Origin of the sequence: Amycolatopsis camponoti (genome assembly GCF_902497555.1) — a bacterium.
Taxonomy (GTDB): domain Bacteria; phylum Actinomycetota; class Actinomycetes; order Mycobacteriales; family Pseudonocardiaceae; genus Amycolatopsis; species Amycolatopsis camponoti.
In genome coordinates this window covers 2,077,083-2,092,746 of the sequence record NZ_CABVGP010000003.1, presented here as the reverse complement: position 1 = coordinate 2,092,746, position 15,664 = coordinate 2,077,083, and the positions used below count along the sequence as shown (strand labels likewise).

13 protein-coding genes are annotated in these 15,664 nt (G+C 71.6%); 3 read left to right on the top strand and 10 right to left on the bottom strand.

Features of this window, described 5'->3' with window-relative positions:
• Nucleotides 1-14: 14 nt before the first annotated feature.
• The 3 genes from AA23TX_RS46720 to AA23TX_RS46710 are packed head-to-tail and all read right to left on the bottom strand — an operon-like array spanning nt 15 to nt 3,634.
• A complete protein-coding gene (locus AA23TX_RS46720) occupies nt 15-1,007 on the bottom strand; it encodes a carbohydrate ABC transporter permease (protein ID WP_196425908.1) in 993 nt (330 codons plus the stop codon).
• Nucleotides 1,004-2,365 (bottom strand): extracellular solute-binding protein, encoded by a 1,362-nt coding sequence (locus AA23TX_RS46715; protein ID WP_155549268.1) that lies wholly within the window; start codon nt 2,363-2,365, stop codon nt 1,004-1,006. The genes AA23TX_RS46720 and AA23TX_RS46715 overlap by 4 nt, the downstream gene beginning before the upstream one ends.
• A gap of 27 nt (nt 2,366-2,392) precedes the next feature.
• Entirely contained in the window at nt 2,393-3,634 is a 1,242-nt protein-coding gene (locus AA23TX_RS46710; protein ID WP_155549516.1) for an ROK family transcriptional regulator, read from the bottom strand.
• Between the two features lie 231 nt (nt 3,635-3,865).
• Between AA23TX_RS46710 and AA23TX_RS46705 the strand changes: the two genes are divergently transcribed.
• Entirely contained in the window at nt 3,866-4,348 is a 483-nt protein-coding gene (locus tag AA23TX_RS46705; protein WP_155549267.1) for a hypothetical protein, read from the top strand.
• On the opposite strand, the gene nudC is transcribed toward AA23TX_RS46705, so the two are convergent.
• The 5 genes from nudC to AA23TX_RS46680 are packed head-to-tail and all read right to left on the bottom strand — an operon-like array spanning nt 4,320 to nt 11,339.
• Nucleotides 4,320-5,339, bottom strand: coding sequence for an NAD(+) diphosphatase (nudC, locus tag AA23TX_RS46700; protein ID WP_155549266.1), 1,020 nt, complete (start codon nt 5,337-5,339; stop codon nt 4,320-4,322). The two genes, AA23TX_RS46705 and nudC, sit on opposite strands and share 29 nt — an antisense overlap.
• On the bottom strand, nt 5,339-6,718 hold the full coding sequence (locus tag AA23TX_RS46695; protein WP_155549265.1) for a M16 family metallopeptidase: 1,380 nt from the start codon (nt 6,716-6,718) through the stop codon (nt 5,339-5,341). The genes nudC and AA23TX_RS46695 overlap by 1 nt, the downstream gene beginning before the upstream one ends.
• Nucleotides 6,715-8,007: a M16 family metallopeptidase gene (locus AA23TX_RS46690; RefSeq protein WP_155549264.1), complete on the bottom strand. Its 1,293-nt coding sequence runs from the start codon at nt 8,005-8,007 to the stop codon at nt 6,715-6,717. Before AA23TX_RS46690 ends, AA23TX_RS46695 begins: the two co-directional genes overlap by 4 nt.
• A gap of 9 nt (nt 8,008-8,016) precedes the next feature.
• Complete coding sequence (locus AA23TX_RS46685) at nt 8,017-9,609, bottom strand: DUF2207 family protein (protein ID WP_155549263.1); 1,593 nt, start codon at nt 9,607-9,609, stop codon at nt 8,017-8,019.
• A 2-nt stretch (nt 9,610-9,611) separates the two neighbouring features.
• Nucleotides 9,612-11,339, bottom strand: a complete 1,728-nt coding sequence (locus AA23TX_RS46680; protein WP_155549262.1) for a DUF2207 domain-containing protein — start codon at nt 11,337-11,339, stop codon at nt 9,612-9,614.
• Between the two features lie 237 nt (nt 11,340-11,576).
• Here AA23TX_RS46680 and AA23TX_RS46675 point away from each other — a divergent pair, with 237 nt between their 5' ends.
• Nucleotides 11,577-12,842 (top strand): neutral zinc metallopeptidase, encoded by a 1,266-nt coding sequence (locus AA23TX_RS46675; protein ID WP_230863102.1) that lies wholly within the window; start codon nt 11,577-11,579, stop codon nt 12,840-12,842.
• Here AA23TX_RS46675 and AA23TX_RS46670 read toward each other — a convergent pair.
• The gene (locus AA23TX_RS46670; RefSeq protein WP_155549261.1) at nt 12,839-13,837 is read right to left on the bottom strand and encodes an RDD family protein; all 999 of its coding nucleotides are present in this window, start codon (nt 13,835-13,837) and stop codon (nt 12,839-12,841) included. The two genes, AA23TX_RS46675 and AA23TX_RS46670, sit on opposite strands and share 4 nt — an antisense overlap.
• 33 nt (nt 13,838-13,870) lie before the next feature.
• Here AA23TX_RS46670 and AA23TX_RS46665 point away from each other — a divergent pair, with 33 nt between their 5' ends.
• A complete protein-coding gene (locus AA23TX_RS46665; protein WP_155549260.1) occupies nt 13,871-14,878 on the top strand; it encodes a stage II sporulation protein M in 1,008 nt (335 codons plus the stop codon).
• Here the strand turns inward: AA23TX_RS46665 and AA23TX_RS46660 are convergent.
• Nucleotides 14,870-15,634 carry a ricin-type beta-trefoil lectin domain protein gene (locus AA23TX_RS46660; protein WP_155549259.1) on the bottom strand — a complete coding sequence of 255 codons (765 nt, stop codon included), beginning with the start codon at nt 15,632-15,634 and terminating at the stop codon, nt 14,870-14,872. The genes AA23TX_RS46665 and AA23TX_RS46660 overlap by 9 nt on opposite strands.
• Between the last annotated feature and the right edge of the window lie 30 nt (nt 15,635-15,664).

Below are 15,664 nucleotides of genomic sequence, written 5' to 3'. Positions count from 1 at the left end.
TCGCGAGGGTATGTTCATGCCCCCTCCTCCTGGTGCTGGGACTTGCGCAGCTGCCTGACGAGAATCCAGGTGAAGCCCGCGCTCACGATGAACAGCAGCACGGCCATCGCCGCCGCGTAACCCATGTTGAAGTAGCGGAAGCCCTGGACGTACAGCCAGATCGGGTACGTCAGCGTCGAGTTCTGCGGTGCGCCGATGAGCTTCGAGTTGCCGGCGACGTCGGCGGTGCCCGCGGACGCGGAGGCCGCCACGATCGCCTGCGTGAAGAACTGCAGCGCGTAGATGATCGAGTTGACCACGCCGAACAGCAGCACCGGCGAGATCGACGGCAGCGTGACGTGCCAGAACCGCCGGACCGGGCCGGCGCCGTCGAGCTCGGCGGCCTCGTACTGCTCGGTCGGGACGTCGAGCAGCGCGGCCAGGATGATGATCATCAGCTCGCCGGAACCCCACAGCGCGAGCAGCGTCAGCGCGGGCTTCGACATGGCCGGGCTGTTGAACCACAGCCCGCCGTCGATGCCGATGAGCCGCAGGAACCGGTTCACCGGCCCGAATTCGGGGTTGAACACGAAGACGAACGCCAGCGTCGCCGCCGCGGGCGGGGCCAGGGTCGGCAGGTAGCAGAGCGTCCGGACCAGGCCCACCCCCGACTTGAGGCGGGAGATCACCGACGCGATGCCGAGCGAGAACAGCACCCGGCACGTCGTCAGGATGACCACCAGCCACAGCGTGTTGTACGCCGCGACGCCGACGAGCGGCTCGGTGGTGAACATCCGGACGTAGTTGTCGAACCCGATGAACTGCGGCGGGTTGATCAGGTCGTACTTGGTGAAGGAGTAGTAGACCGTGGCGATCAGCGGGTAGCCGAAGAAGACCAGGAACCCGATGAGCGCCGGAGCCATGAAGAAGAAGACGGTCCGGCGGCGCTTGGCCCGGCGGGCCCCCGTCCGCGCCTTGGCAGGCGCGGACGGGGTTCCGTCGGTTTTCGCGGCAAGAGTGGAGGTCATCCGCCCGCGCCCTTTTGCTTCAGTTCGTCGTTGATCTGCGCATCCACCTTCTTCAGGCCTTCGGTCAGATCGGGGATCGAGCCGGCCTGCCACTTCTCGGCGAAGTCGTTGACCGCCTTGAGGTGCGCGTCGCCGATCGGCGTGGTCTGGTTCGAGACGAGCTTGCCGCTGTCGTACATGTCGAGGAACGTCTTGAACTGCGGCTGCAGGTCGAGGCGCGGCGACGTCAGCGAGGCCTTCGTGCTGGGCACGTTCTTCAGGCCGTTGGCCATGTCCACCAGGGTGTCGGTGTCCAGGGTGACCTGCTTGATCAGCTCCCACGCGGCGCCGGGGTTCTTGGCGCCCTTGGGGATCGCGATGATCGTGCCGGTGGTGAAGGCACTGCCGTACTTGTCCGCCATGGAGGTGAGCACCGGGGCGGGCGCGGTGGCGTAGTTCAGGGTCGGCGCCTGGTCCTTGATGAACGCGGTGCGGAACTCACCGTCGTAGATCATCGCCAGCTTGCCCTTCTGGAAGCCGTTGTCGGCGGAGTACTCGTCCCCGAGACCGGCCTTGAACTTCTCGACCTTGTCGTGGCCGCCGAGCGCGTCGATCAGCTTCTTCTGGAACTCGAACATCGCCTTCCAGCCGGGGTTGGTGGCGAGGTCCGACTTGCCGTCCGGGCCGATGAACGGCGCGCCGAAGTTCGGCGCCCAGTACTGGGCCTGGTTGGCGTAGAACGGCATCGACGGCAGGAAGCCGGCGACCTTGATCGAGCCGTCCGCGTTGTACTCGGTCAGCTTCTTGGCGTCCTCGAGCAGCTCGTCCGTGGTCTTCGGCGGCGAGGTGACGCCCTTCGCCGCGAACATGTCCTTGTTGTAGTAGAAGCCGTAGACGTCGGCGAGCATCGGCATCGCGCACCGCTTGCCCTGGTACTCGGTGTAGTTGCGGACCGCCTCGGGGATTTGATCGAGGTCGATCTTGTCGCGGTCGATGTAGGGCTTCAGGTCCTGGAAGCTGCCGTTGGAGCACCAGGCGCCGAGGTTGTCGGTGTAGAAGGAGATCGCGACGTCGGGTGGGTTGCCACCGCGGATCGACTGCGTGAGCTTGTCGTCGTCCTGGTTGCCCTCGTGCTTGATCTCGATGTTCGGGTACTTCGCCTTGAGCTTGTTGAGGCCCGCGGTGACCACGCCGTACTCGCGGTCGGTGAACTTGGAGTACACGGTGATCGTGAGCTTGTCGTCCTTGCCGGGCGCGGCGGCCGCGTCACCGCCGCCGCTCGGCGCGGCGGCGCCGGAACAGGCGCTCGTCAGCAGGACGGACGCCGCGGCGGCGGCCACTAACAGGGCGCCTCGGCGGGTCCGGGTGGTAGGGGGCATGGCCCTCCTCCTCATCGGTTGGGGCTGCTACTCGGTTGGGGACGGGGCGGAACGGGTGTTCGGGAGGGCCTCCGGGTTCTTGCCGAGTGGCTCTCCGACCGCGGGCCTGCGCGACCCGAGGAGTGTGGGGGTGACGACGCCGAAGACGTCCTCACGGGCGGTGGCCAGCGCGGACTGCAGCGCGCCGGCGCGGACGGCGTTGCCCTGCACCGAAGCGCAGCCGACGGGCGTGCGCGGCAGGACCAGGTCGTGCAGCTTTTCCTGCACCAGCGCGGCGAGGTTCTCGCCGCCGGCGCGGCTGGTGTCCCCGCAGAGGAGCACGAGCTGCGGGTCGGCGACCGCGACGAGGTTGGCGATGCCGCCGGCGACGCGGCGGGCGAGGTCGTGTCGGAAGGGATGGTCCGGCTCGGTTTTCGCGACGGCGTCCCAGGCGGTTTCGGCTTCGACGCCGTGCGCGGCGGCGAGGCGGCAGAGGGCGGGCGAGTCGACCAGGTTGCCGAACCGGGCGCCGGCCTCGGGCCAGACGTCGCCGGTGTCCACGGTGGCCGGGTCGGGCACGCGCATCCAGTCGATCTCGCCGCCGCCGCCGGTGGCGCCGCGCAGCAGCCGACGGCCGATGACGACCGCACCGCCGACGCCTTCGGACAGCCAGACCATGACGAAGTCGTCGACGTCCTGGGCCTGCCCGACGCTCATCTCCTCGACGGCGACGAGGTTGACGTCGTTCTCGATGAGGACGTCGACGCCGAGGTCGTCACTGAGTCTCTGGGGAACGTCGAAGCCGAGCCAGCCGGGGATGTGCGGGGCGGAGGAGAGCAGGCCGGTCCGCGGGTCGAACGCGCCCTGCGCGCCGATCACGACGTGGGCGAGCTGAGTCCTGGTCAGTCCGGCTTGCCGGGCGACGTGTTCGAGGGCCTCGCCGAAGGTCCCGACGACGTCGGCGCCTTCGTGGACGGGCAGCGGCGTCCGGTACTCGGCGAGCACGATCCCGGCGACGTCGGCGACGACGAAGTCGGCGAGGTGCGGGGTGAGGTCCACGGCGGCAACGAAGGCGAGGCTGCCGTTGGCCGCCCAGAGCTGGGCGCGGGGACCCCGCCCACCGCCTCGGACGCCGGCCTTGATGACGAGGTTGTCCTGCTCGAGCCGGGTGATGAGCTGCGCGGTGGCGGGCTTGGAGAGCCCGATGGCGAGCTCGAGCTCGGCACGCGTCAGCGGGCCCTCCCGCAGGAGGACCTCGATGGCGGCGCGATCGTTGATCTCGCGCAGCATCCGCGGGCTACCGGCTCGCACTCGTCCCTCCGGACTTAATTAGGATACTTTACAGACGGTTTCGCAGGACTGTAGTGAGCCGGGGCACAGCCGTCAACGGTCTCGTGAAACGAGCAGGTAACGCCTCGACGGCGCTGGGCCACGTGGCGGAAACACCGGTGAACGAGTTGCGCCGGGCGGGTGGGGCCTGGTCAGCGGATTTCCAGTTGCGCAGGTGGGGATGCTGGAAGCATGACCTCGGCCGTTCCGCCTTCGGACGCACTGGGCTGCCCGGTGCCGATCGCACGGTTCGTCGCGCGGACCGACCTCGCCGTCGTCGCGCTTCAACACGTCGTCGCCTATCCGGCGGGGTGCGCCTTCACCGTGCACCTCGGCATCCGGCGCGGGTCGCTGGACCAGGCCACCTGGGACGGCATCGGCGAAAGTCACGCCGGCGGGTTCCGCGGCGCCTCTGACGACAGCCTGCAGTTCCGGGTCGGCCGGGGCTCCCTGACCGAGATCGGCGGCGGCGCGAGCTACGACGACCGGCGTTATCGGGGTGACCGGCAGCTTTGGCTCTCGCCGCTACCGGCCGGGCCGTTCGAGTTCAGTGTGGAGTGGCGGAAGGTCGGCCTCGCCCGCACCGCGACCACGATCGACGGACAAGCCATCGTCGAGGCGGCGGCGCGGGCCGAGCCGTACTGGCCTACTCCTCCGCGTCCGCCCAGGCCTTGAGCATCACGCGGGCGATCGACGAGTTGCCCGGCAGGATGATCTCCGCCGCGCCATCGGCGATCGGCGTCGGTCGCGCGCCCCCGTTGCGCGGTGAACTGTTCTCGAACGCCGCGCGCACCTCCTCGCGCGACACCCACAGCGCCTCTTCGATCTCTCCGTCCGCGGGGACCAACGGCAACGAGCGATCCGCCCGGGCCGTGAACCCCAGCATGATCGACCGCGGGAACGGCCACGGCTGGCTCCCGAGGTACCGGACGTCCGACACCACCGCCCCCACCTCCTCGCGGATCTCGCGCAGGACGCACGCCTCCAGTGACTCGCCCGCCTCCACGAACCCCGCCAGCACCGAATACCGCCCCGCCGGCCAGATCGGCTGACGCGCCAGCAGCACGTGGGAGCCGTTCACTCCCTCCGCGGAATGCACCAGGCAGATCACCGCCGGGTCCGTGCGCGGGTACTCCTCGCGGCCGTCGTTGGTGCACTTGCTCGCCCAGCCGAACTGGATCAGCTCCGTCGGATGACCGCAGCGCGTGCAGAACTTCGCCTGGCGACGCCAGTTCCGCAACGCCTGCGCCGTCGTGAACAGGCCCGCCGACGTGTCGTCCAGCAGGTCTCCGTACCCGCGCAGCTCGACCCAGATCTCGCCGTCGGCGCGCGGGACCTCCTCGACGAACCCCCAGCTGCCCGCCATCTTCACCGTGTCGGCGTCGCCCGACGGGCCGCCCGGCAGCGACCAGTAGTCCGTGTCCTGCCACTCGCCGAGGAACACCGCGTCCGCCGGCGGCGAGGCGCCGAAGTCGACGGCTTTGCGGAAGGCCAGCACCGAAGAGCCTTCGACCACCGGGGTGCGCCCGGTGTCGTCCAGCAGGACGACCCGGGCGTCGGCCCAGCGCGACAGCAGCCGCGAAGGGTTGGTGCGCAAGCCCTCCTGACGGTCCACAGTGGACCGTGACAGGGTGGGCAGGTCACCGAGGGCGAACGGGACGGACATCAGGCGGGCTCGCCCACTACGACGTCGCCCAGCGCGAGGAGCTTGTGTTCCAGCACCGCCGCGTCGCCGACCACCACGCCGGTGAACCGCTGGGGCGCGAAGTACTTCAGCGCCGCTTCCGCGACCTCCGAAGCCGTCACCGCCGCCACCCGCGCCGGGTGCTCGTTCAGCCACTCCAGGCCCAGCCCGGTCGAGGCCAGCGCCAGCACCTGGCCGGCCAGCCCGGACTGCGACGACGTCGAGGTCAGCAGCGACCCGATCGCGTACTGCCGCACCGACTCCAGCTCGTCGCCCACCGGCGGGACCTGGCCGAGGCGGCCCAGCTCGTAGCGGGTCTCCAGCAGCGCCGGCGCGGTCGCCTCGGTCGCGGTGTCCGCGTCGACGTTGACCACCGCGGTGCCGTCGGTGAACTCGAACCCGGAGTGCGCGGAGTAGGTGTACCCCTTGTTCTCGCGGATGTTCTCCACCAGCCGCGACGAGAAGTACCCACCATAGGCCAGGTTCGCCAGCTGCAGCGCCGCGTAACCAGGGTCGGTGCGCGGCACGGTCTGCGCCGACAGCCGGATCTGCGACTGCACGGCGCCGGCGCGCGGCACCAGCAGCACGTTCGGCCCGGTCAGCTCCGGCAGCGCCGGCAGCCGGACCGCGGAGCGGTCGGAAGCCCAGCCGCCCAGCACCTTCTCCAGCTCGCCGACGACGGCGGCCGGATCGATGTCGCCGACCAGCACCAGCACCGCGCCACGCGGCAGCACGGCCGCCTGGTGCAGCGCCCGGACCTGCTCGGGCGTCACGACGGCGACGTCTTCGGCGCGCGGGACCTCGCGCGTCGCCGGGTGGTCGCCGTAGCGGTGCTTCTGCAGCGCCTCCCGCGCGATCGTGCGCGGCTGCGTGCGCGAGACGGCGATCCGCTCGACCAGCCGCTCCTTCTCGCGCGCGATCTCGTCGTCGGCGTAGGTCGCTCCGGTGAGGACGTCACCGAGCACGTCGAGGAACGTCGGGAGCTTCTCCGCGAGCGCCGATCCGGTCAGCACCAGGCGTTCCGGGTCGACGCCGGCGCCGATGTCGCCGCCGATCAGCGCCAGCTCGGCGTCGATCTCGATGCGGTTGCGCCGCGCGGTGCCGGTCAGGATCGTCTCGGCGAGGACCTCGGACGTCGCCGCGTGCAGCGCGTCGTCGCCCGCGAACGGGATCCACAGCCGCGCCTCGACCATCGGCACGGTCGCCTTGCGCACGGCCAGCACGCGCAGGCCGTTCGAGAGCTCGGTGTCCACATGGGACAGATCGCCGGCGGCGCGCTGCTCGCCGAGGGGCGGCAGCGGGCGCGGCCCCCGCGCGGTGCGGCCGATCTCCTCGGCCGTGCGGTGCGTTGCAGAAGTCACTGCTCGTTGTTCCCTTCCGAAGCGGGCTTGACCACCAGCACGGCGCGCGCGTCCGGGCGCAGCGCCTTCGCCGCGGCCGACACGGCTTCCGACGTGACGGCGGACATCCGGTCCGCGAGCTTGTACACCAGCGACGCGTCGCCGTAGAGCAGCTCGAACGAGCCGAGCGCGAGGGTCCGGGACACCAGCCTGTCGTGCTCGGAGTGCAGGCTCGCCGTCCAGCGGGCGGTGACCTTCCGCAGCTCGTGGGCGTCCGGCGGATTCTCGGCGATCTTCTCGAGCTCGTCGTCCAGCGCGGCGAGCACGCGCTCGCGCGGCACCTCGTGCGGGTGGATCAGGGTGATGGTGAACGTGTCCGGGTCGCGCGCCTCGAACGGGCCGAACAGCCCGGCGCCGGCGCCGATGTCGACGACCAGCGGCTCCTTGTGCACGAGCCGCTGCTGCAGGCGGGAACCGTCGCCGTCGGTCAGGACGCCGGCGAGCACGAGGTAGGCCAGGTAGCCGTCGACGTCGTTGATCGGGTCGGGCATCCGGTAGCCGATGCCGAGCGCGGGCAGCGGCGCGTGCGGGTCTTCGACCTCGCCGCGCAGCTCGGTGGTCGGCAGCGGCTCGGCGAACGACGGCCGCTGCGGCGCGGGCCGGAACGGGACGTCGCCGAAGTGCTGCTCGATCAGCTCCTTGGCGGTCCCGATCTCGAAGTCGCCCGCCACGGTGAGCACGGCGTTCGCCGGCGCGTAGTAGGTGTCGAAGAACGCGGCGCAGTCTTCGACCGTGGCGCTCTCGAGGTCCTCGAAGCCGCCGTAGCCGTTGTGCGCGTTGGGGAACGTCGAGTACAGGACCGGCGGCAGGGTGATCCAGGGGAACCCGCCGTAGGGCCGGTTCAGCACGTTGAGCCGGATCTCTTCCTTGACGACGTCGATCTGGTTCGCCAGGTTCTCGGCGGTCAGCTTCGGCGCTCGCATCCGATCGGCTTCGAGGAACAGCGCGCGCTCCAGCGCGGCGCTCGGCAGCACCTCGAAGTAGTCGGTGTAGTCCGGGTGGGTGGACCCGTTGAAGGTGCCACCGCTGGACTGCACGTGCCGGAAGTGGGCGAGTTTCTCCAAGCTCTCGCTGCCCTGGAACATCAGGTGCTCGAAGAGGTGCGCGAAACCGGTGCGCCCCTCCGGCTCGGAGCGGAAACCCACGTCGTAGTGCACGCTGACGCCGACCACCGGCGCGGTCGCGTCGGGTGCGAGGACCACCCGCAGACCATTGTCGAGGGTGTATCGGACGAGCTCGGGATCGGCCATGGCCCCACCCTACGACGGCTCGGGGCCTCCTGGCTTCCCGGCTGGCGGGTGAGAACCGGTGTCCGCGGCCACGGTGGCGAGCAGGCGCCCGCGGTGCGCGCCGGCGAAGGTGCCGGCGAGCGCCGTCGCGAACGATCCGGCCTGGTCAGGGGTGATGTCGCCGTCGTGCCAGTACACCTTCGGCGGGTGGTCGAGGCCGGCGAACGCGGCCACCCACGGACCGGTTTCGCCCAGAGCTGACGCGTACGGCAGGCCGCGGGAGAACACCAGCTCGCGCTGGGGCTTGTCGTAGTCCTTCGCGCGCACCGAGGCGAGTTCCCCGGCGACGCCGCGCAGCCGGCACGCGACGTCGGCGCCCGCTCGGCGGCGCGCGGGCAACGCGGCCGAGACGGCGACGGCGGCGACCCCGGCCAGCACGAGGATGACGCCGAGCTGGGCGTACCCGGCGGTCAGCGCGAGCAGGATGGTCAAGAACACGCCGTAGAAGACGACCCGGGTCCCGGCCCGCCCGAGCCGCCGCGTCGTGAGCCAGCCGCGGCCGACGAGGTCGGCGCGCAGCTCCGCGTGGGGGATTTCGACGTGCCGCTGCCGCAGTTCGGCAAGGGTCACCGACTCCTCGGGCAGCACGGCTTCGAAGACGGCACGCTCGAAGGACGTCAGGTGCTCGTCGACGGGGTTGCGGCGGGTCAGGCGGGAGCCGTCGCTGACCCAGAGGTAGTTGCGGACCGCCAGGTCGAGCACGGTCGCGGCCAGGTCGGCGGGCCCGGCCCGGCCGTGCAGCAGCAAGCCGGCGTGCCCGGGCAGCACCCCGGACGGCGACGCGAACTCGCCGGACGCGGAGACCAGCGCGGCCTTCGGCGGTTCGCCGTCGCCGGCGTCACGGCGGCGCGCGAACCAGACGAACGCGGCCGCGGCGAGCAGGAGCGCGCCGAAGCCCGCCCAGGCCCAGCCGACCGGGGCGGTGAGCACGAACGCGCCGGCGATCGTCTTGGCCGGGACCAGTTCCGCGTTCGCCGGGACGGTGCCCGCGGGCAGCTCGACGGTCGTCGTCATCCGCTGGCCCGCCGCCAGGTTCTGCTGGCTGAACCGCGTCAGCCCGGCGTGGTCGATCTGCGCCGCGCCGCACTGGAAGTCGGAGCCGGGCGGCCCGGCGAGGCAGTCGACGGCGGTCGGGATCCGCGGCGCCGCGAAGGAAGCCCGGATGAACTTCAGGTCGGCGCTCCAGCCCCCGGCCAGTTCCCAGGTGACCCGGTCGCCGTCGACCGCGCCGTCCACTGTGTACCGGACGGTCGACGTGCCCGAGGTGAGGTGGACGGTGAAGGTGTCGTCGTCGACCTGGGCCGTACCGCTGCCTTCGAGGACGACGTCGCGGACGCCGTAGAAGCGGTCGCGATCGTGCGGCGCCGCGACCCGCAGCGGGACGCGGCGGTCCATCGTGACGCCGTCGGGCACGGAGATCGCTTCGGCTACCGAAAGCGAGCCGTCGCGCTCGACCTTGAGCTGGATCTCGGCGCTCTGCGGCACGGTGGGCAGCGGCGGCTGGTCTTGGGCCGCCACCGGTGCCGAGGTCAGGAAGAGCGCCAGCACCGCTTCCGCGAGCACGGTCAGCGGGACGCGCGGACGGACGCGGTGAGCAGCCCGTCGAGCGCCGTCAGGAAGGACGGGAAGTGCGTGCCGAAGCGGCGCAGGTCGTGATCGGACTCCATGCCGCCGTACCAGTAGAGCCCGGCCGAACCGTCCGACGCGGGGTTGAGCGCGGCGAAGGTGCCGAGCCAGCGTTCGGTGTCGCCCAGGACGACCGCGTACGGCAGCGAGCGTGAGAACACCATCTCGCGATCGGCCGGCGGGATGTCCTCGGCCTTCGCGGTGCGCAGGTAGTCGAGCAGGCCGCGGACCTGGCCGACGAGCACCCGGCCGCGCGCGGTGCGTGAGGGCAGCAGCGCGGCCGCCGCGGCGACGGCGAGCCCGGCCAGCGCGACCGCGACGCCGAGCAGCGCGTCGCCGATCGTGAAGGTGAGGACCGCGGTGGCGCCCGCGCCGAGCGCGAAGATCCCGGTGCCGAGCCAGGTCAGCCGGCCGCGGGCGGTGTCGGGCCGGCGGGAGAACCAGCGCTTGGTGACGACGTCGGCGTACATCGCGTCGCTGATCTTGCGGAGGTCGAGCCGGCCGTGAGCGCGCAGCTGGGACACGAGCACGGCGTCGGTGCCGGCCGGCAGGAGCGTCTCGTAGACGGCGCGTTCGAAGTCGTGCAGGTGCTCGTCCGGCGGGTTGCGGCGGGCGATCTGCCAGTCGGGCCCCGGTACTTCGGCCAGCCAGAGGTAGTTGCGGACGGCGAGGTCGACGACGGTGGCACTGATGTCGACGACGTCGACGGTCTCGTCCACGACGGTGCCGACCTGGCCGGGCAGGACGCCGTCCGGGCTGGCGAAGAAGACGCGGTCGCCGTCGCGGAGCAGGACCTCGACCGGGCCGGTGGCGGTGGTGAGCGCGCCGGCGTCTTCCTTGCGGCGGCGCCGGACGAAGAGGCCGCCGGCGACGAGGAAGACGAGCAGGAGCGCGAAGACGACGCCGGTCAGCGGGGTGAAGGCGAAGGCGGTGGCGAAGAGCCCGACCTCGGCGAACTTCGCGTTGGCCGGGACGGTGTTCGCGGGCAGTCCGACGATCAGGTCGACCCGGTCGCCGGGCTTGACGTCGTTCTGTTCGAGCCGGACGACGCCGGTGTGGTCGAGCTCCGCGAGGGTGCAGCGCTGGTTCGAGCCGATCGGGCCGGCGAAGCAGTCCACAGGGGACAGTCGCGGCGACGGCGCGAGGAAGGAGGCGGTGAGCTTGTCCACGGGCGCGTCGAAGCCGCTCGCGACCTGCCAGCGGGCTTGCTGGCGGCCGCTCTGGTCGGCGATGGCGCCGTCGACGGTGTAGGTGACGGTGGAGGTGCCGCCGGTGAAGGTGAGGACGAGCTGGTCACCGGTCAGCCGGCTGGTGGCGGCGCCTTCGGTCTTGACGTTCCTGGCGTCGAAGACGCGGTCTTGGTCGTCGCCGGCCGAGACTCGGAGGGGGACGCGCGAGATGAGCTGCCGGCCACCGGGGACCGTGACTTTCTCGGTGACTTCGAGGGAGCCGTCACGCAGAACCTTGAGGGCGACATCGGCGACGGCGCCTTCGGGCGGCTGGACGTTTTGGCCGTTTTCGCCGTTGAGCTGCTGGGGCTTCTTGACCTGTTCGGACGGAGCGTTCGGCAGGACGGGCCCGGCGGAGGGCCCTTGCGCGGCGGCCGGCCCGGCGCTCAGCACGACCCAGGCGGCGACCGCGGCCGCTGCCCCCCATTTGCTCGACACAGCACCACACCCTAGAGCACCCGCTCTATGCTGACGCCCGGAACGGCGAGATCTCCGCAGGTACGCCGCTTCCGACGGGGAAATCGCACGGGGGGTTCCGCTTTCATGACGCAAGGCCCACAGGGTCCTGGCTCCGGTCCTGGCCCGCACGACCCTCGGCGGCCGTTGCCACCGCCGGGGGCCCGGCCGTTGCCACCACCCGGGGCCCGGCCGCTGCCACCGCCGGGGACTCGGCCGTTGCCGCCGGGGCCGGTCGGACAGCCGCAGTTTCCCGGCCGGCCGCCGCAAGGTCCGCAGTTTCCCGGCCACCCTCCCCGAGGCCCGCAAGGCACCCAGGGCTTCCCCGCTCACGGCCCGTACCCGCGCCCCGGCTTCCCTCCGGCCGGCGCGCCCCTCCCGCCGCCGGCCGCCGCTGTCCCGCCCGCCTTCGCCCCCTCCTACGCCGGCCCGCCGCCCGGTGCGCCCTACGGCCCCCGCTTCGCTCCCGGCTACCGCCCGCACGTCGCCAAGAAGTCCAACACCGGGGTCATCGTCGCCGTCGCGATCATCGGGATCGTCGCCGTCGTCGGAGGGCTCGTCGCGGCCGTCGCGCTGATCGGGGGCACCACGCGGCACGTCGCCGACGCGGGGTACTCCAGCACCTACCCCTCGGACACCTACGAAACGACCTCCGCAGCCGAGACCACCGAAACCACGTCGTCCACCGAAGACACGACCACCAGCGAAACCACCGAGCGCACGACCCGCACGTCCGAGCCCCCGCGCGGGCCGCGCCCGGTCGCCGCGACCGGGGACAACCCGATGTTCGCCAGTGCCGACTACGGCCTGCAGAACGTCTCCTGCTCGCTGAGCCGCTGGGCGACCGACCAGGCCAGCGCCACCCGCTTCTTCCAGTCCGGGATCGCCTGCCTCGACGCGATGTGGTCGCGCATGCTCGGCGGCGCGAACCTGCCGTTCCGGTCGCCGAACCTGTCGGTGCCGCGGTCGCTGTCGGAGTCGTCGACGCCGTGCGGCAGCGGCGGCACGACGACCGGTGTCACGCCGTTCTACTGCCCGTCGAACGACACGATCTACATGCCGCTGGACCGCATCGAGATCGACGTGTGGGGCAACCACCCCGGCCCCTACCTCTCGATGCTCGCCCACGAATACGGCCACCACGTGCAGAACCTGGCCGGCATCTCCGAGGCGTACGGCAACCAGCGCTACGACGCGGGCGCCGACTCGGCGGTCGGCCTGGAGCTGTCCCGGCGGATGGAGCTCGAAGCCCAGTGCTTCTCGGGCATGTTCCTCGGCTCGGCGTCGGTCTCGGGCGGCTCGGTCGACAAGAACATCTACAACGAGGCCTGGAACGCCCAGGACCGCGGCGACGACTACGCCCGCAACGGCAAGCGCGACCACGGCAGCGCCAAGCACAACATCTCCTGGTGGCAGCACGGCGCGACCAAGAACCGCAACCAGCAGTGCAACACGTGGTTGTCGGCCTCGGGAGACGTCTCCTAGCCCGGCGGGGCGAACGGGTTTTCGGCGGGAGGCGCCGGAGTTCCGGACGGCGGGGTCGGCGTGTCCGCCTCGGCCGCCGCCGGCCAAGGCGAGGCCACGGCGGGCTGCCCGCCCGTGGCCGTCGACCCGAGCCGAGCGCCCGCCGGGTACCCCGCCTGCCGGAACCCCGGCTGATCCGGCCCCGGCGTGGCGGGGAGCTGCCCGCGCGCCGCCGCGACCTGCGCCGCGTAAGCCCGCACCGCTCGCGCGTGATCGCGGTTGCGCCGTTCCGCCAGCACCGCCGCCAGGAACGCCCAAGGCGGCACGCCCGGCGGCACCGGCGTCCCCAGTGCGTTGCCGACCTGCTGCGCCAGCTTCCAGCCCAGCGCGTGCGACGCTTCCGGCGCCAGCTGGCCGAACCGCGCCAGGAACTGACGGCTCGCCAGCGCGAGGTCGTCCGGGAGCCGCGTCAGGTCGAGCTGAGCCGCCCAGCCCTCGAGGCCCGGCGGCATGCCGATCGCCGGGTAGCCCACGCTTTCCGGCACGCGGTCGCGGACCACCAGAGTGCCGGCGAGGAAGTCGCCGACGCGGCGGCCGTCGGACGAGCACAGCGACACGATCACCGCCACCGCCCCGAACACGCCGAGCGCCCAGAAGTCGATGACGAACCCGGCCAGGCCGCGGGTCAGGGCGTGGCGGAAGCGGATCGGCCCGCCGTCGACGCGCACCACGCGCAGCCCCACCGCCATCTTGCCCAGCGAACGGCCCCGCGACAGCGTCTCGAACAGCACCGGGTAGCCGACCATGATCAGCACCACGAACACCAGGAGGAGGGTCAGCGCGAGCGATTCGTCGTCGCCCGGCACGGTGAGCATGAGCACGACGAACGCGCCGATGAACAGCGCGAACTGCACGAGGACGTCCAGCACCATCGCCAGCGCCCGGCTGGCGAGCTTGGCGACGTGCAGGTCCAGGACGACGGCTTCGCCGGTGACCAGCTCGGATTCCTCGTGCACACGGCCCAGCGTAGCGACGGATAGGCTGACCTCGTGGATGTGGACGTCTTCGTCGCGACGCACTCGGCGGAGTGGTCCCGGCTCGGCGAGCTGACCCACCGCGGCGGCAAGCTGACGGGGGCGGAGGCCGACGAGCTGGTGACGCTCTACCAGCGGACCGCGACCCACCTGTCGATCGTCCGGTCGGTCGCGCCCGACCCGGCCCTGGTGAGCCGCCTGTCCGGGCTGGTCGCCCGCGGCCGGAGCGCGATCTCGGGGTCGCACAACCCCGCGTGGCGCGAGGTCGCCCTGTTCTTCACGCGCCGCTTCCCCGCCGCCGTGTACCTCTCGCGGCGCTGGTGGATCCCGGCCGCGCTGGTGTCGATCGCGGTGATGGTCGTGATCGCGGTCTGGGTCGCCGGCGACCCGAACGTGCGCGCGTCGATCGGCAGCGCGGACGAGCTCAACCAGCTGACCAAGCCCGGCGGCGAGGCGGAAAGCTACTACTCGACGGGCCCGGCGACGTCGTTCGCGGCGCGCGTGTGGACGAACAACGCCTGGGTGGCCGCGACCTGCCTGTTCCTCGGCATCGCGCTGGGCCTGCCGGTGATCGGCGCGCTGTGGCTGAACTCGCTCAACGCGGGCGTGATCATCGGCGCGATGAGCGCGGCCGGCCGCGGCGACGTGATGATCGGCCTCCTGCTCCCCCACGGCCTCCTGGAGCTGACGGCGGTGTTCATCGCGGCGGGCACCGGGCTGAAGCTCGGCTGGACGGTGGTCGACCCCGGCCGCCGCTCCCGGACGAAAGCGCTGGCCGAGCAAGGCCGTTCGGTCGTGGTGATGGCGCTGGGGCTGGCGTGCGTGCTGTTCGTGTCCGGGCTGATCGAGGCGTTCGTGACGCCGTCGGGCTGGCCGACGTGGGTCCGGGTGGGGATCGGCGTCGCGGTCGAAATCGCTTTCCTGGTCTACGTTTTCACGCTCGGCAGACGGGCGGCGAAGGAAGGCGAAGTGGGCGACCTCGACGCGCGCGACGCCGGGGACGCCCTGCCCGAGTCAGCATAGGCACGAGCCCTCGAAGGCGATCGACGACCCGTCCTCCAGCCCGGCCGTCCCGACGAACCGCGCCTCGAACTCGCCCACCTCGGTCAGCACCAGCTTCGGGCTCGACGCCGTTCCGTCCGCGCCCGTCTTGACCGTCACCGTCTCGCCTCCGCCTTCGAACACCAAAGCGTTCTTCGGGCGAGCCGCGCGGACGAAGAACGTCACCGGCACGTCCGCCGCCGGCTGGCCGTTTTCGCCGATCACCCGGACCACGAACGGCGTTCCCGGGTCCTTCGACGCCAGGCGCTGGCCGTTGCCGGACAGGATCGCCAGCGTCCGGCCGCCCGCCGCCCACGTGTTCGCGATGCCCGTCAGGGAACAGACTTCCTGGTACAGCCGGGCCCCCGGGACGGCGTCCTCCGCGGTCAAGCACCGCGCCGTCGCGACGTTCGCGATCTCGACCAGGCCCGGCAGTCCCGCCACGCGCCGCCACGTCTGGTGCTTGTCCTTGTCGTCGCAGGCCGCCAGTTTCACCGCCACCCCGTCGACCGGGCTCGCCGCGGTCAAGCACTGTCCACTCTGGACATTCGTGAAATGCTGCCCGGCGTAGGTCCACTTCGCGCCCGCATCTCCCGCGTCGGCCAGCACGGGCTTGCCGTCGGCCACCGCGAGCGAGAGCTTGCCCCCGCCGTCGGCCAGGTAGACCGGCGCGCCGTCCGCCGGAACCGGCGAGGGTGCCGAAGAGATCGCCAGTGCCACGGCCATGAGCTTCCACATGCTTCGGGCTTAACAGGGTCGGGCACCTCG